16 protein-coding genes are annotated in these 14,937 nt (G+C 71.2%); 8 read left to right on the top strand and 8 right to left on the bottom strand.

Annotated elements, in window-relative coordinates:
* Window positions 1–5: 5 nt before the first annotated feature.
* A complete protein-coding gene (locus B9S58_RS21375) occupies window positions 6–1,673 on the bottom strand; it encodes an IS1182 family transposase (RefSeq protein WP_181009235.1) in 1,668 nt (555 codons plus the stop codon).
* Between the two features lie 126 nt (window positions 1,674–1,799).
* On the opposite strand from B9S58_RS21375, the gene B9S58_RS37540 reads away from it, so the two are divergent.
* Entirely contained in the window at window positions 1,800–2,405 is a 606-nt protein-coding gene (locus B9S58_RS37540) for a hypothetical protein (protein WP_146063546.1), read from the top strand.
* A 349-nt stretch (window positions 2,406–2,754) separates the two neighbouring features.
* Here the strand turns inward: B9S58_RS37540 and B9S58_RS21370 are convergent, their stop codons facing one another.
* Window positions 2,755–3,129 (bottom strand): hypothetical protein, encoded by a 375-nt coding sequence (locus tag B9S58_RS21370; RefSeq protein WP_146063545.1) that lies wholly within the window; start codon window positions 3,127–3,129, stop codon window positions 2,755–2,757.
* 534 nt (window positions 3,130–3,663) lie between these two features.
* Between B9S58_RS21370 and B9S58_RS21365 the strand changes: the two genes are divergently transcribed.
* A complete protein-coding gene (locus B9S58_RS21365) occupies window positions 3,664–3,990 on the top strand; it encodes a hypothetical protein (RefSeq protein WP_103533713.1) in 327 nt (108 codons plus the stop codon).
* Here B9S58_RS21365 and B9S58_RS21360 read toward each other — a convergent pair.
* A complete protein-coding gene (locus B9S58_RS21360; protein ID WP_103533712.1) occupies window positions 3,914–4,498 on the bottom strand; it encodes a TIGR03086 family metal-binding protein in 585 nt (194 codons plus the stop codon). The genes B9S58_RS21365 and B9S58_RS21360 overlap by 77 nt on opposite strands.
* Before the next feature lie 83 nt (window positions 4,499–4,581).
* On the opposite strand from B9S58_RS21360, the gene B9S58_RS21355 reads away from it, so the two are divergent.
* Window positions 4,582–5,403, top strand: a complete 822-nt coding sequence (locus tag B9S58_RS21355; protein WP_103533711.1) for a helix-turn-helix domain-containing protein — start codon at window positions 4,582–4,584, stop codon at window positions 5,401–5,403.
* A 130-nt stretch (window positions 5,404–5,533) separates the two neighbouring features.
* Entirely contained in the window at window positions 5,534–6,268 is a 735-nt protein-coding gene (locus tag B9S58_RS21350) for a Mut7-C RNAse domain-containing protein (protein ID WP_103533710.1), read from the top strand.
* Between the two features lie 51 nt (window positions 6,269–6,319).
* Here B9S58_RS21350 and B9S58_RS21345 read toward each other — a convergent pair whose 3' ends face one another.
* A complete protein-coding gene (locus B9S58_RS21345) occupies window positions 6,320–6,844 on the bottom strand; it encodes a hypothetical protein (RefSeq protein ID WP_258044818.1) in 525 nt (174 codons plus the stop codon).
* A 155-nt stretch (window positions 6,845–6,999) separates the two neighbouring features.
* Here B9S58_RS21345 and B9S58_RS21340 point away from each other — a divergent pair, with 155 nt between their 5' ends.
* Window positions 7,000–7,758, top strand: coding sequence for an SDR family NAD(P)-dependent oxidoreductase (locus B9S58_RS21340; protein ID WP_103533709.1), 759 nt, complete (start codon window positions 7,000–7,002; stop codon window positions 7,756–7,758).
* Between the two features lie 116 nt (window positions 7,759–7,874).
* Here B9S58_RS21340 and B9S58_RS21335 read toward each other — a convergent pair whose 3' ends face one another.
* Genes B9S58_RS21335 through B9S58_RS21320 form a run of 4 tightly spaced genes read right to left on the bottom strand, consistent with a single transcriptional unit; the run spans window position 7,875 to window position 11,891 of the window.
* Window positions 7,875–8,939 (bottom strand): ABC transporter ATP-binding protein, encoded by a 1,065-nt coding sequence (locus B9S58_RS21335; protein ID WP_103533708.1) that lies wholly within the window; start codon window positions 8,937–8,939, stop codon window positions 7,875–7,877.
* Complete coding sequence (locus B9S58_RS21330) at window positions 8,936–9,769, bottom strand: ABC transporter permease (protein ID WP_103533707.1); 834 nt, start codon at window positions 9,767–9,769, stop codon at window positions 8,936–8,938. The genes B9S58_RS21335 and B9S58_RS21330 overlap by 4 nt, the downstream gene beginning before the upstream one ends.
* Window positions 9,766–10,740: an ABC transporter permease subunit gene (locus tag B9S58_RS21325; protein ID WP_103533706.1), complete on the bottom strand. Its 975-nt coding sequence runs from the start codon at window positions 10,738–10,740 to the stop codon at window positions 9,766–9,768. The genes B9S58_RS21330 and B9S58_RS21325 overlap by 4 nt, the downstream gene beginning before the upstream one ends.
* Window positions 10,741–10,742: 2 nt before the next feature.
* Window positions 10,743–11,891, bottom strand: coding sequence for an extracellular solute-binding protein (locus B9S58_RS21320; protein ID WP_103533705.1), 1,149 nt, complete (start codon window positions 11,889–11,891; stop codon window positions 10,743–10,745).
* Between the two features lie 297 nt (window positions 11,892–12,188).
* Here B9S58_RS21320 and B9S58_RS21315 point away from each other — a divergent pair, with 297 nt between their 5' ends.
* From B9S58_RS21315 to B9S58_RS21305, 3 genes are all read left to right on the top strand, one after another.
* Window positions 12,189–12,929 carry a GntR family transcriptional regulator gene (locus B9S58_RS21315; RefSeq protein ID WP_103533704.1) on the top strand — a complete coding sequence of 247 codons (741 nt, stop codon included), beginning with the start codon at window positions 12,189–12,191 and terminating at the stop codon, window positions 12,927–12,929.
* A gap of 84 nt (window positions 12,930–13,013) precedes the next feature.
* Window positions 13,014–13,661, top strand: coding sequence for an HAD family phosphatase (locus tag B9S58_RS21310; RefSeq protein WP_103533703.1), 648 nt, complete (start codon window positions 13,014–13,016; stop codon window positions 13,659–13,661).
* Between the two features lie 275 nt (window positions 13,662–13,936).
* Window positions 13,937–14,937 (top strand): IS110 family transposase (locus tag B9S58_RS21305; RefSeq protein WP_103533580.1); only part of this gene is annotated, 1,001 nt, incomplete at its 3' end.

Genomic DNA, 14,937 nt, shown 5'->3' with positions numbered 1-14,937 from the left:
GGGGGTCACTTTCCCTGCCGCCACCACAGGGGTCGGGGCAGGTCGCGTGCGTCGAGGTACTGCTGGAACGCGGTGGGAGGGCGGGGACGGTAGGGGCTGTTGGCGGGTTCCTGAAGGCTGAGTCGCTCGACGTTGATCGCGAGTGCGGTCAGGATGTGTTGGACGTGGGTCTTGGCCCGTCCGCGGTAGCGGCACCGGCGGCCGTGGTGGCCGTCCGCGAATTCCTCGATGGTGCCCTCGGCCCCCGAGCGCCGCGCGTAGAGCCGGCGCCAGTCCGTGTCCTGCTGGTCGGCGCGGTTCTTGGCCTGGAGTTCGTGCAGGTGGCGGGCGGGAAAGTAGAGGCTGCGGAAGGGGCCTGGGGTGCATTTAGCCTGTTCGGGGCAGCGGCCGCACTGGCGGGCGTCGAACCGGACGGTGACCTTGGTCGGCGCTGCCACGGGGAGGTCCTGCCAGTTGCCGCTGACCTGTCCGTTGGGGCAGGTGACCTCGCGTCGGTCGAAGTCGATGATGAAGTTGTCCCTGCCGAAGCCGTCCCGGGCTCGGTGTTGCGGGCTGGTGTTGGGCGCGAGCGGTCCGATCAGGTCGACGCGGTGGAGGCGGGCGGCGGAGTCCATGCCGGCCACGGAGGTGTAGCCGCCGTCGACCAGGTGCTTCCCCGGCAGCAGACGCAACCTCCTGAGACGGGCGTGGATGCCGGGCAGTGCTTGGCTGTCCGCGCTGGAGACGACAGTGGCCACGTCGGTGATCAGGTTGACGTGCTTGTCATCGCAGGTCTCGGTCACGTGTACGAGGTAGCCGTTCCAGCGAGTGTCGCCGCGCATGGTGCAGCGGGCCTCGGTCTCGTACGGGGAGGTGATCCGGACTCGGGAGGGCGGCTGGCCGTCGCGCTTCGTGCGCGGCCGGAACCGGCCCTTGGCGTCCACCAGGAAGTGCTGCACCAGAATCGCCCGGAGCACCTTCGCCTGCGGCAAAACGGTGCCGCCGGGGAAGTGTGTGTCGAGATGGTGCAGCAGTTCGCGGGCGTCGTTGCCCGCCTGCTCGAGGCGGGCAACGGGGTGACTGGGCTGGGAGCATAAGCGCACCGGCCGCCCGTAGCGCGTCGCCCACTCGGCCGTGACCAGGTCATCCAGCAGCTCCGGCGCCTGGCGGGCCACCTCCTCCAGCGCGGCGCGGACCGCCTCGGTCACCAGCTCCAGACGGGTCAACTCCCGGGCAGCGGACAGGACGTGGGTGGAGTCGGTGCGCTGCGTGACGCGCCCCTTGAGTAGGCCGGCCCGCCGGATCCGGGTGAGCGCCAGGCCCAGCAGCCGGTCGGCACGGTCGCCTTCGGCCAGTCGGTCACGGAAGTCGGACAGGACACTGTGATGGAAGCCTGGGTCCTCCAGCTCCAGCCCGAGGGCGTACTTGAAGTCGATCCGGCAGCGCACCGCCTCAGCGGCCTGGCGGTCGGAGAGATTCATCGCGTACTGCAGCACGCAGACGGTGGCCAGCTGCGCGGGTGAGAGCCCGGGCCGGCCATCACGCGGGTACCAGGCGGCGAAGTCCTCATCGCTCCACAGACCGTCGAGGCGGTCACGGATCCACATCGCGGTGGTGCCCCGGGGGTTGCTGGCCCGGGCGACACGCACGGTCAGCGGCGGGATCTTGGCTCCGGAAGAGGGCTGGAGGGACAATACGGGCTCCTGAAGAACGCGGACGGCACGATCCACCGAGCCTGGCGCAGCACCACGATCGTTTGCTGCCCGTCCTCAAGATTCCCGACAGAGTCACTCAGTAGGCACGCCGTCGGCCTGCTTACCGTGCTCGTCCTGCCCCTGCCGTGGGTCCTGCCGTTCGTCGGCTCATTCTTGCAGTTCCTGTACGTGGAGGACACTTTCGGAATTCCCACCGACTCGGTCTCCGCCCCCGTCTATTGGACCGGTGCAGCTGCACTGCTCCCCACTCTCAGCTGTATAGGGCTACTCCTGCCGCCTCTGGCCCTCTACGGCTGGGCTCGCCACTTCCACTGGGCCTGGGAGAAAAGCATCGTGAGCGTCGTGTCCACTGTTGCCGCAGTCGTGCTCGTCGTCACTGGAGGAGTTGCGTTCCTGAGCCGGACCTCCGATGCAGCCCACCGCGCGGCCCGTGACGTGGTGAACGCGACTGCACCGGATTTCTACTTTGGCATCCAGGGAGCGCGGATCTGCGTACTGCCGCTCAAAGGCAAACTCTCCGTGCACAACGGACCACTCCCGACCGATCGTCCACTGCTCGCTTTCAGCACGGATGGCGATGTCCTCTACCTGTGGGACCCGGCGCGCTTCCGGGAACATGGCGGACCCGATCCCGTAATGTCGGTGCGCTCGGCGGAAGTCTCGACATACGCAGTGAGCGACGGTCAAAGTCGCTGCCCGGAGCAGCCATGAGGCGCGACAAGCAGAACATCAGCCACACCAGGCGCCGAGCTCGCACCGACCCGTTCCAGGTAGATAGGTCGATAGAAAGTGAGCACCCAGGGCGCATGAGCCTGGGAAACGGCGTTGATCCGTGAGAACTGCCGAGAGGGGTTTTCCCAGGTCAACGCACATTCTCACGGGAAATCCCAGGTCAGTGCCCTCCCGCACCCAATCGCGCCACAAGTGGCAGGACTTCTCCCACCGGCTGCACGACGCGGGGCACCAGGCGTACTGCCTGGTGTGGCCCTGACCCGGGGTTGAGCGGAATTCGGGCGAACCCGCACTCCGGAGCCGCTTGTGCCCGGCGAGGAGGTGCGGCTCAGTCGACGCCCTTCACGTAGACGCGGCTGCGTCCACCGTCGATCGCCGCGACGGCGACGTGAAGAGCGTTCAGGTCGTCGTCGCAGGGAGCGCACACCTGCGCCGTTCGAACACCGAGCAGGCCAACCGGTTCCGGCAGGCCGAGATGGGCGAAGGACGCGGCGGGCACGCTCTCCCCCGCGAACGGTACGACCCGCTCCTCCACGGGCTCCTCCGGATCCAGCCCGGCGAGAAAGCCGTCCACGTCTCCGGACGGCACCACAAAGGCCAGTAGCAGCGCGTCGTCCTGGCCCTTCCGGTATCCGGCCCGCACATCCGAGGCCACTTCGGGCGTCCGCACGCCCAGCCGCTCCGCGACGGCCGACGCAGTCACCCCCTCGTCCCAGGAGGACACCCCGCGTCTGCCGCCCGGCGCGGCGTCCTGCCCACTCCCATCGGCGCACCCGGCACCGAACAAGACGAGACAAGCCCCCCACACGAGCAACCGGGATCCTGGCCGCACCCCGTTCACCGGGCATCCCCGTTACGCCCATCCCAGTTGTAGCGATCCCACACGTTCACCTGGTGGTCGATGCGTACCTCGGGACTACCGTCCGCGCCCGGCACCGGTATGAGCAGACCTGCCGCAAGAAGGTCGTTCCTGTTCTCGGCCCACAGCAGGGAGGCACGGCTTTCAGGACTCAGCGACTGCCACACCCGCCGCAGTTGTCACGGCACTATTCGATCACCACGCGGCCCTCCCCGGAGAGCCGATTCCGGCCGATGCCCGATCGGAATCCCACACACCCGCACGCAAGCGTTCGGCCGGTTCGAGCCAAATATTACGGAGATTTGGCCGACGATCGATCTTCAGCTGGCCCACCGGCCACGCCGATGCACAAGACACCGACCATCGAGGAGGTCCGCCGTGGGCGATGTTCTGCTGGCCCTGTCCATCCCCGTGCTCGTCTTCGGCGGCGGCATCTACGCGGCCTGCGACTGCTGGTGGCGCCGCAGGCACCCGGCGCCGCCGTCGCCGTACACCCACCGGGCGGCCCGGCTGGCGGAGCAGGAGATGCTGCTCCTGGCCGAGGGGGTCGTCGACGACGCGTACGCCACGCTCGGCCCCCTCTACGACGCCCCGGCCGCCCCGTGCCCCGCCGGGCCGCCCGCCGGGCTCAGCTCACGGTCGCCCCGGGCGGACGCCACCCCGGATCGCGCCCCGTCACGGCCAGCAGCCGCTCGAAGGCGTTAGCGCCCTCCCCCACCGGGAACGGCTCGCCGAACACCTTCATCTCCCGGGCCTGCGGAGCCATCGCCGCGAGCCCCGGACCCAGCTTGTCGAGCACGCTCCGCTCCGGCACGAAGTCCGCGCCGGTCGCCCGCGCCAGGTCCCAGGCGTGCACGGTCAGATCGCCGAGCACCATGAGCCCCACCGTCCGGGCCGGCAGCCCCATCCGCCCGGTCGTGCCCTCCTCGGCGCCCGGCGCGTCCCACGCCTTCACCAGCCGGGCGGTCTCGTCACCGAACCTGCCCCGCCAGTCGCCCGTCACGAACTCCGGCTCCTGGCCGAAATCCGCCTCCTCGCGCGCCGCGAGCGCCTGGAAGTTCACCACCACCAGGAACAGGTGGTTCAGCAGCGCCCGTACGTCGTACTCCGCGCACGGCGTACGGTCGCCCAACTGCCCGTCGTCGATGCCCCGGACCACGGGCAGGGCCCGGGCCGCGGCGGTTTCCAGCAGGTCACTGATCTTCTGCGTCATGCTCCCATCCTGCGTCCGCACACCGCCCCGCGTCTTGAAGAAACACGACAGGCCCGCGGAGGACGCGCCCTAGGATCGTGGTCATGGCCGCCGGACCCCGCCGCGACACCCGGGGCATCGTCGGCGCCCCGGACCTCTTCGCACGCGTACGCTTCCGCCGCCGCGAGCCCGCCGCCGCGCTGCGCCCGTACCTGGAGCACTACTGGCTGATCGACTGGGACCTCACCGAGCCGTACGCCGCCCATGTCGTCCCGCACCCGTCGGTGAACCTGGTCCTCCAGCGGTACGGGGCCGGGGAGACCCCCGAGGAGCGGTCCGGGTACGCCGAGGTCGCGGGCGTCGCCCCCGGGCTCTTCACCCGGGGGCTGGCGGGGCGCGGCCGGGTCTGCGGGGTGCAGTTCCGGCCCGGCGGCTTCCGCCCGTTCGCGCCGGGGCACGCTCTCTGCGACCTGACGGGACGCCGGATCGCCGCCGCCGAGGTGCTGCGTACTCCGCCGCCCGCCGAAACGGTCCTGGGTCCGGACGACGAGGACGCGCGGGTCGCGGCGATGGACGCCCTCCTGCTGGCCCTGGAGCCCCGCCCCGATCCCCGGGCGACACTGGCGATGGCCGCCGTCGACCTGGTGCGCACGGACCGCACGGTGCGCCGGGTCGACCGGCTCGCCCAGGACACGGGGCTCTCCGCCCGCTCCCTGCAACGGCTCTTCGCCGCGTACGTCGGCATGGGGCCCAAGTGGGTCATCCTGCGCTACCGCATCCACGAGGCGCTGGAGCGCGCCGGATCCGGCCCGGCCGTCGACTGGGCGCGGCTCGCCGCGGACCTCGGCTACAGCGACCAGGCCCATCTGGTACGGGAGTTCACCGCGACGGTGGGCGTACCCCCGACGGCGTTCGCCCCGCGCTGACGGCGCGCGGGCGCGCGTCCGCACGCCCCGCCGCAGCCCGGAGGAGCTCCCCCGCATCCCCGCCGGATCGCCGCCCCGTTCCCTGGCAAATCCCTGGCAGGCCGTCCCGTTCCGGTGGCATCCTGACCGGGTGAACGGACCCGAGATCACCCTCGAAGTAGCCCCTGAGCTGCGGCTCTTCGTCCCGCATGACCGCCGCGGCGGGCCCACGCCCCTCGTCACGGACGGCTCGTCGGCCCTCGGCCACGTCATCGAGTCCCTCGGCGTCCCGCTCACCGAGGCCGGAACGCTGCTGGTGAACGGTGCCCCGGTGGCCCGCTCGCACGTGCCGGGACCCGGCGAACACGTCGAGGTGCGCGCCGTGGAACGCCCCCAGCAGGTCCCCGGCGCACCCCTGCGCTTCCTCCTCGACGTCCATCTCGGCACGCTGGCCCGCCGGTTGCGGCTCCTCGGCGTCGACGCGGCGTACGAGAGCGAGGACATCGGCGACCCCGCCCTGGCCACCCTCTCGGCGCGGGAGCGGCGCGTCCTGCTCTCCCGGGACCGCGGGCTGCTGCGCCGCCGTGAGATCTGGGCGGGGGCGTACGTCTACAGCGACCGTCCCAAGGAGCAGCTCCGCGACGTCCTCGGCCGCTTCGCTCCGGCCCTGGCCCCGTGGACCCGCTGCACCGCGTGCAACGGCACCCTGACCGGGGCCGCGAAGGACTCCGTGAGCGAACGGCTGGAGCACGGCACGCAGCAGGCGTACGACGTGTTCGCCCAGTGCACGGAGTGCTCCCGGGTGTACTGGCGCGGCGCCCATCACGGCCACCTGGAGACGATCGTGTCCGAGGCGGTCCGCGAGTTCGGTGGCGCGGCGGCGTAACAGCGCGCTTCCCGCTTCCGGCACCGGCGCCCGACCCGGTGGGCGTAAGCGTCAGAAAGCGTACCGGTCCCCGGTGGAGGGTGCCAGCACCAGGTGCGCGTCGTTGCCGGAGTCCGCGTCGCGCACCCCACCGCTCCACACGGTGTCGACCCGCACGACCACCTCGGCGGGGCGGCTCGCGAGCCGCAGATCCAGTGCGGTCCGCCGGGCCTGCCCGCCGGTGGTCAGGGCGCCCGTCTCGCACAGCACCGCCGCCTCGCCGCCCCACAGACAGCCCGGCGGCAGCTGTTGCCGTACGGACAGCGGCTCGGAGAACCGCAGCCGCACCGTCGACGCGGGTACGTCGGTGGGCCCCAGGTTCGCGGTCCGGAGCCGGATCTCCAGCCGGTCGCTCCAGAGGGAGACGTGGCCGTGATGGGACATGTCCGCCTCGGGCACGGCGGGGGCGGCGGCCGGGAAAGAAACGGGGTCGGTATCGGCCACCGGCACCGCGGTCGCGGCCGGCACGGTCGTCGCCGCGGCCACGGCGACGGCGATGGACAGCGGCATCAACAGTCTTCTGCTCAGCATCAGCATGACCGGAACATAGCGACCACACCGATCAGTCCGATGAACGTACCGCCTGACGCGCTCTCCCCCACCCGCACAGCCCACGGCCGCCCACCCCGTGGATGCCCGCGACGCCTGCCTATCCTTTCCCCGTACCCGATCAGCTGTCCGAGGAGTTCGCCATGGCCGCCACCCCCATCGCCGTCATCACCGGCGCGAGCAGCGGCATCGGCGCCGCGACCGCCCGTACGCTGGCCGCCGCCGGCTTCCGGGTCGTGCTGACCGCCCGCCGCAAGGACCGCGTCGAGGCGCTCGCCGCCGAGCTCACCGAGGCCGGTCACCAGGCGACGGCCTACCCCCTGGACGTCACCGACCGCGCGGCGGTCGACGAGTTCGCCACCGCGTTCCGCTCCCTCGCCGTCCTCGTCAACAACGCGGGCGGAGCGCTCGGGGCCGACCCGGTCGCGACCGGCGACCCCGCCGACTGGCGCCAGATGTACGAGACGAACGTGATCGGCACCCTCAACGTCACCCAGGCCCTGCTGCCCGCCCTCACCGCGAGCGGCGACGGCACGATCGTGATCCTCTCCTCGACCGCGGCGCTGTCCGCGTACGAGGGCGGCGGCGGGTACGTGGCGGCCAAGCACGGCGAACACGTCCTGGCCGAGACCCTCCGCCTGGAGATCGTCGGCACCCCGGTGCGCGTCATCGAGGTGGCCCCCGGCATGGTCAGGACCGAGGAGTTCGCCACCACCCGCTTCCGCGGCGACACCGAGAAGGCCGCCAAGGTCTACGCGGGCGTCGAGGCCCCGCTGACCGCCGAGGACGTGGCCGACACGATCGGCTGGGCGGTCACCCGCCCCAGCCACGTCAACATCGACCTCCTGGTGGTCCGCCCCCGCGCCCAGGCCTCCAACACGAAGATCCACCGCGACCTGTGAACGCCGACCGGGGACCGGTCGCCGTCCGGTCCCCGGCATCAGGTGTTCGGCGTGGTCCGGTCGGCGTCGGCCCACCGTGAACACCGTTCGCTGTCGACGTGCCCCCTGTTCACGCTTCAGGAACGGGCAACGGCTCGCTCGGCGACCAGCACGGGGTTGTCGTGCGGGGTGATCGTGCAGCGTGCTCCCGGCGCCAGCGCGGCCGCCTCCCAGCTGGGCAGGTCGGCCTTGCACACGGCTCCGGAGTCCGTGGTGAGGTGCAGCCGCGTGGTGGGGCCGAGGAAGGTCGCCACCCGTACGGTCGCGGGGGTGCCCGCCCCGTCGTCGGCGGCGCCGACCGCCAGGCCCTCGGGGCGCAGCAGTACGTCGACCTCGGCGCCGGCGGCGGGGGTCGCGCCGTGGATGGGCAGCCGCCGGCCGAACAGCTCGACGACCCCGCCGTCCCGGACGGTGCCCGGCAGCCGGTTCATGGTGCCCACGAACTCGGCGACGAAGGGCGTGGCCGGGCGGTCGTACAGCTCGCCGGGCACGGCGCACTGTTCGAGCCGGCCGTCCTTCATCACGGCGACGCGGTCCGCCATGGACAGCGCCTCCTCCTGGTCGTGGGTGACGAAGACGGTGGTGATGCCGAGGTCCAGCTGGATGCGCCGGATCTCCTCGCGCAGCGTGAGCCGCACCTTGGCGTCCAGGGCGGAAAGCGGCTCGTCGAGGAGCAGCACCCTGGGCCGGATCGCCAGCGCGCGGGCGAGCGCGACGCGCTGCTGCTGGCCGCCGGACAGCTGGTGCGGGTAGGTGCCCTCACGGCCGGGCAGGCCGACCAGGTCCAGGAGTTCCCGGGCCCGCTCCTTGCGCTCCGCGTTCGCCCGGCCCCGTACCCGCAGGCCGTACGCGATGTTCTCGGCGGCCGTCATGTTCGGGAACAGGCTGTACGACTGGAAGACCATGCCGATGTCACGACGGTGGGCCGGGACCGAGGTGACGTCCTGGCCGTCCATCAGCAGCTCGCCGCCGTCGGCGCTCTCGAAGCCCGCGATGATGCGCAGCGCCGTGGTCTTGCCGCAGCCGGACGGCCCCAGCAGGGCGACCATCTCGCCGGGGGCGATGTCCAGATCGAGTCCGTCGAGAGCGACCGTGGAGCCGAACTGCCGGCGCAGTTGCTTGAGTTGCACGGGGACGGTCATGACACGGTCTTCTTTCGGTTCTCGCGGCCAGAGCTCGCACGACGGCGGCTCCGGCCACCGGCCAGGGTGGTGAGCAGGAGCAGCAGCCCCCAGGTGATCAGCAGGCTGAGCATCGCGGCCGCGACCGACAGCTGGGCCTCGGAGTCCTTGATCTCCACCATCCACACGGAGAACGGGCGGTAGGAGAGCACGGAGGCGACGGTGTACTCGCCGAGCACCATGGCCAGGCTGAGCACGGCGCCGCCCACCACGGCGGTCCGCAGGTTCGGCACGACGACCTGCCACAGGGTCTGCAGGCGCGAGGCGCCCAGGCTGCGGGCGGCCTCGACGAGGGTGCGCAGGTCGACGGCGCGCAGCCCGGCGTCCAGCGAGCGGTACAGGAACGGCAGGGACATGACCGTGTAGACGAGCACGAGGACCAGCGGGAACTCCTCGTCCCGCAGGATCTGGAAGGTCATGTACAGGGGCGTGTCGGCCAGGTCCTGTTCCCAGGACAGCACCGTGGTGACGCCCGCGACCAGGGCGATCGGCGGGACGACCAGCGGCATCATGCACAGGATCTCGACGATCCGGCGCAGCCTGGGCAGATAGAGCGAGATCGCGACCAGGGTCGGCACCATCAGGAGCAGTCCGCAGACGATGGTGGCCAGCCCCAGGCGTACCGAGAGCATCAGGCTGGTGGTCAGCCCCTCGGCGCCGAGCCCCTGCGTGTACGCGTCGAAGCTGATGCCCTCGACCTCGTTGACGCTGAACCAGATCGAGGCGCCGATGGGGACCAGGAAATACAGCGCGGCGAGCGGCAGGACGACGCCCCGCGAGGTGAACTTCATCCGAGCCATCGGGTACTCCTGCGCTGCAGCGGTATCTGTACGGCCATCACGAGCAGCGCGATCACGACCATGTTGAGGCTCATCGCGAGGGCGAGGTTCTCCTGGCCCACCAGGACGTTGCCGTTGAGGGCGTTGGCGATCTGGATGGTGATCAGCGGCTGCGACGAGCCGACCATCACGGCGGCGGTGGCGTGCGAGGCGAACGCGGTGCCGAACATCAGCACCGCACCGCCGAGCAGCGAGGGGGTCAGCACCGGGATGCCGACGTGCCGCCAGTACTGCCCGCGGGTCGCACCGCAGGACGCGGCGGCCTCCTGCCACTGGGAGCGCAGGCCGTCGAGCGCGGGCAGGACGGTCACCACCATCAGCGGGATCATGAAGTAGAGGTAGGCCAGCACCAGGCCGGTGAAGCTGTAGAGGCTGAAGCCCGTCCGGTCCAGGTGGAAGAGCTGGGTGACCGTGCCGGTGGTGCCGAGCGTCGCGATGAAGGCGAAGGCGAGCGGGGCGCCGGAGAAGTTGGCGAGCACCCCGCTGGCCGAGACGACGACGCCCCGCAGCGCCGGCCGTGGGGAACTGACGACGGCCTGCGCGATCAGCGTGCCGATCACGGTCGCCAGCAGCGCGGTCACGAGCGAGAGTTCGACGCTCCCGGTCAGCCCGGTCGCGTACGCCCCGGACAGCGACCCGCTGACGTTCTCCGTCGAGAACCGGCTGTCACCGCTCGCCGAGTCGACGACGGTGAACGCTCCGTACACCATGGTCCCGGCGGGCAGCCCGAAGCACACCGCGAGAAACGCGAAGAAGGGAACGACGACGGGCCACCGGTGCCGCCGCGCGCCGCGGCGCCGGGCGCCGCCGTCCCGTACCGGAGGCGAGGGACGGGCGGGGGCGGCCGGGCCCGTCGCGGGCGCGGAGTCCGCCAGGGTGGCGGATCCGCTGCCCGCGGGGGGAGGTGCGGTCTTGTCGGGCATGCTTAGCTGACCGCCTTGCCCCAGCCCTGGACGACCGTCTCCTTGGCCTTCGCCTCCTGGTCCGCGGTCGGCTCCTTGGGAGTTCCGTGGACCTCGGGGATCTCGGCGAGGGCGGCGTTGTTGGCGGTGCCGTCCTTCTTCATCGCGTCCAGGAGTGCCGGGCGGGAGAAGCCCTTGAGCCAGATGTTCTGGCCCTCGGGGCTGTAGATGAACTCCAGCCACAGGCGGGCGGCGGCCGGGTGCGGGGCGTACTTGTTGACGCCCTGGTTGTAGTAGCGCGAGTACAGGCCGTCGGAGGGCACCGCGACCTGCCAGTCGACGCCCTTGGGCTTGAGCTTCACGCCGTAGCCCAGGTTGAGGTAGTCCCAGTCGATCGAGATCGGCGTCTCGCCCTGCTGGATGGTGGCGAGTGTGGACTTCGCGGGGACGAAGTTGCCCTTCTTCTTCAGCTCCTGGAAGAAGTCCAGACCCGGCTGGACGTCGTCCAGCGAGCCGCCGTTGGCCAGCGAGGCGGCGATGACGGCGGCCAGCGCGGACCCGGACTCGGTCGGGTCGCCGTTGAGCGCGACCTTGTTCCGGTACTCGGGCTTGAGCAGGTCCTTGAACGTCTCGGGGCAGTTCTTCACGGCCTTGGCGTCACAGCCGATGGACATGAAGCCGCCGTAGTTGTTCATGAAGGAGGCGTCCGGCTGCTTCTGCGCCTCCGGGATGTCGCCCCAGCCCTCGACCTTGTACGGCGCGAGGAGGTCCTGCTTCTTGGCCTCCTGCATGTACGACGTGCCGAGGTCCAGCGCGTCGACGGCCCGGTCCTGGCCCTTGCGCTTGGCCGCGGCGTTCAGCGCGCCCTGGCTGCTGCCGCCCGGGTCCTCGTTGTTGACCTCGATGTCGTACTTCTTCTCGAAGGCCGCGATCATCTCGCCGTAGTTGGCCCAGTCCGGCGCGAGGGCGTAGACGTTGAGCTTGCCCTCCTTCTCCGCGGCCGCGACGAGCTTCTCCATGCCGCCGAGGTCCGCGGCCGACTCCGCTTTCGCGGCCTTGCTGTTCTTCGCACCGTCGTTGTCGGGTGCGGAGCCACAGCCGGTGGCCACCAGGGCGGTGAGGCCGGCGATGGCCGCGGCGGTCAGGACGCGGCGGGGATGGTGTGCCTTCACGATGCGAACTCCTGGGTCTTCGGCGAGCCACCTGTATGGACAAGCCATCGTCAGTAAGCCAGCCGAAGCTAGCAGCCAAGTGACCGGCCGGTAAAGCTTTGCGGAGATAAAAAGTGCAGGTCAGAAGCGTTATAAAGACGTAGGTTTACCCACCCCCAAAGCGGTTAGACGCAGGGTTCGCACTCCAGGGAGAACACCGATTGCGCGCAGTCAGATGGATGCGCCACGCAGTGCGCGGATGACATGATCGTCTCTGCGTACCGGAAGCCCGGCAGCCCGATAGCCCCAAGGAGAGACGTGACCCGACGGCACCAGCAGATCGCCGATGAGCTGCGCCGCGCCATCGCCGAAGGCACCCACCCCGTGGGCTCCGAGCTGCCGTCCGAGTCCGAACTGGCCCTGGCCCATAGCGTTTCCCGCGGCACCCTCCGACAGGCCTTCGGCACGCTCCAGTCGGAGGGCCTGATCGGCTCCCGGCAGGGCGCCCGCCGGACCGTCCTGTCCACCACACCCAGCCAGAGCTTCACCGAGCTGCGCAGCTTCGCCGAGTGGGCCAGGGCCGGCGACCGCGCCCCCGGCGGCCTGGTGCTCCGCTCACACCGCGCGAAGGCGACCGAGGCCCAGGCCGCTCTGCTCCAGCTCGCACCCGGCGACCCGGTCCTGCACGTCCTGCGGGTGCGCACCCTGGACGGCGAGCCGGCGCTCCTGGAACGCACCGTGTACGCCGGGTGGGCGGCGGCGGCCGTCGAGCGGCTGCCGGACGACTGCGATTCGGTCACCCAGAGCCTGTACGACGAGGCCGGCGTGATCATGAGCCACGGCGAGCACCATCTGGACGCGGTCGCCGCGGGCACCACGGACGCCCGGGAGCTGGGCGTCCGGCGCGGCTCCCCGCTGCTGCGGGTACGCCGCACCACGACCACGTCCGAGGGCCGCCCCGTCGAGACCTCGGACGACCGCTACCGGCCCGGCTCGGTCGTCTTCACCGTACGCAACTCGGTGCAGGCCAATCCACTGGTCCGCACCGCCGCCGACTGACACACCGCCGGCCGCGCCCCACCCCTGACCAGCAGGGACCCCTTCCCTCCTCCGGCAGCCCATCCCAGGAACAGCGAGCCCCGTATGCCTCCGCTCCCCCGCCCCGCCGCCCTGCTGTGCGACATGGACGGCACCCTCGTCGACACCGAGCACGCCTGGCTGGACACCGTCGCCGGGTTCCTGCGGACGCAGGGCTCTCCGGCCGACGCGGGCACCCTCGCCCCGTTCGCGGGCGCCGCGGTGGCCGACGCGGCCGCCCTTCTCGTCCGCGGCGGCCTCACCGCCTTGTCGGAGGCGGAGACGGCCACCCTGCTCGACCGGGAGTTCACCGCACAGGTGGCGGCCGGAGTGGCCGTCCAGCCGGGCGCCCTCCGGCTCCTGGACCGGGCGCGCGCGCTGGGGGTGCCGACCGCCCTGGTGACCGCGTCCGAACGGCATGTGGCCGACCTGGTGCTCGACACCCTGGGCCGGCACCGGTTCGACGCGTCGGTCGCCTCGGGCGAGACGGCACGCGGGAAGCCGCACCCCGACCCGTACCTGGCCGCCGCGGCCGCGCTCGGGGTGGCCCCGCAGGACTGCCTGGCCGTCGAGGACACCCCCACGGGTGCCGCCGCCGCACTGGCCGCGGGGTGCCGCCTGCTCGCCGTCCCGTCGGTGCCCGGCATCGAGCCGGGCCCCCGCACGATCCTGGTCACCTCCCTGACGGAGGCGGACCTCACAGAGGCGGCGTAACGCCCCGCCCCCCCCGTTATGTTTTTCGCGGTCCTGCAATGGGGCCGCTGGCCTCCGGGGCCGGTATGACTGTGTCCCCTCTGTCGATCGGATGACCTGGGGGGTGGTGTCGCCGGGCCCGGCAGGTGCCGTCGGAGACGCTGATGAGAGACCCGGCTACCGCCCGATCCGGCGCAATGCCGGGCAGTTCGCGGGCGGCAGGTCTGCATAACGTGGATGCGCGAGCACGGTGCCACCGCCGAGGCCGGCACGGTCAACGACCTGGAGAGGGTGCGATGTTCGACATCGAAGGCGTGGGCGTCTTCCTCGGGATGGACGTCGGCAAGACCGCCCACCACGGCCACGGGCTCACCCCGGCCGGGAAGAAGGTCTTCGACAAGCCGATGCCCAACAGCGAGCCGAAGCTGCGGGCGGTCTTCGACAAGCTCAAGGCCAAGTTCGGCACGGTCCTGGTCATCGTGGACCAGCCAGCGTCCATCGGCGCTCTGCCCCTGACCGTGGCCCGCGACGCGGGCTGCGAGGTCGCCTACCTGCCCGGGCTTGCCATGCGACGGATCGCTGATCTGTATCCGGGCGAGGCGAAAACGGACGCGAAGGACGCGGCGGTGATCGCGGACGCCGCCCGGACGATGCCCCACACTCTGCGTTCGCTGGAGCTGACCGACGAGATCACCGCCGAGCTCACGGTGTTGACTGGCTTCGACCAGGACCTCGCGGCCGAGGCGACCCGCACCAGCAACCGGATACGCGGGCTCCTCACCCAGTTTCACCCGTCGCTGGAGCGCGTGCTCGGGCCCCGGCTGGACCACCCTGCGGTCACCTGGCTCCTCGAGCGCCACGGATCCCCGGCCGCTCTGCGGAAAGCCGGCCGCCGCAGACTCGTCGAACTCATCCGCCCGAAAGCCCCGCGGATGGCCGCGCGGCTGATCGACGATGTCTTCGACGCTCTCGACGAACAGACCGTCATCGTTCCCGGCACGGGCACCCTCGACATCGTGATCCCGTCCCTGGCCGCCTCCCTCGCAGCCGTCCACGACCAGCGCCGGGCACTCGAAGCGCAGATCAACAGCCTGCTGGAGGCCCACCCTCTTCACCCGGTCCTGACCTCGATGCCGGGAGTCGGAGTCAGGACCGCCGCAGTCCTGCTGGTCACCGTCGGAGACGGCACCGGTTTCCCCAGCGCCGCCCACCTCGCCTCCTACGCCGGCCTCGCCCCGACAACCAGATCCTCGGGGACCTCGATCCACGGCGAACACGCACCACGAGGCGGAAACCG

The sequence above is a fragment of the Streptomyces sp. SM11 genome (genome assembly GCF_002910905.1).
In the GTDB taxonomy this organism is placed as follows: Bacteria; Actinomycetota; Actinomycetes; order Streptomycetales; family Streptomycetaceae; genus Streptomyces.
The sequence above is the reverse complement of the archived record's forward strand: the minus strand, read 5'-3'. Positions and strand labels throughout refer to the sequence as shown.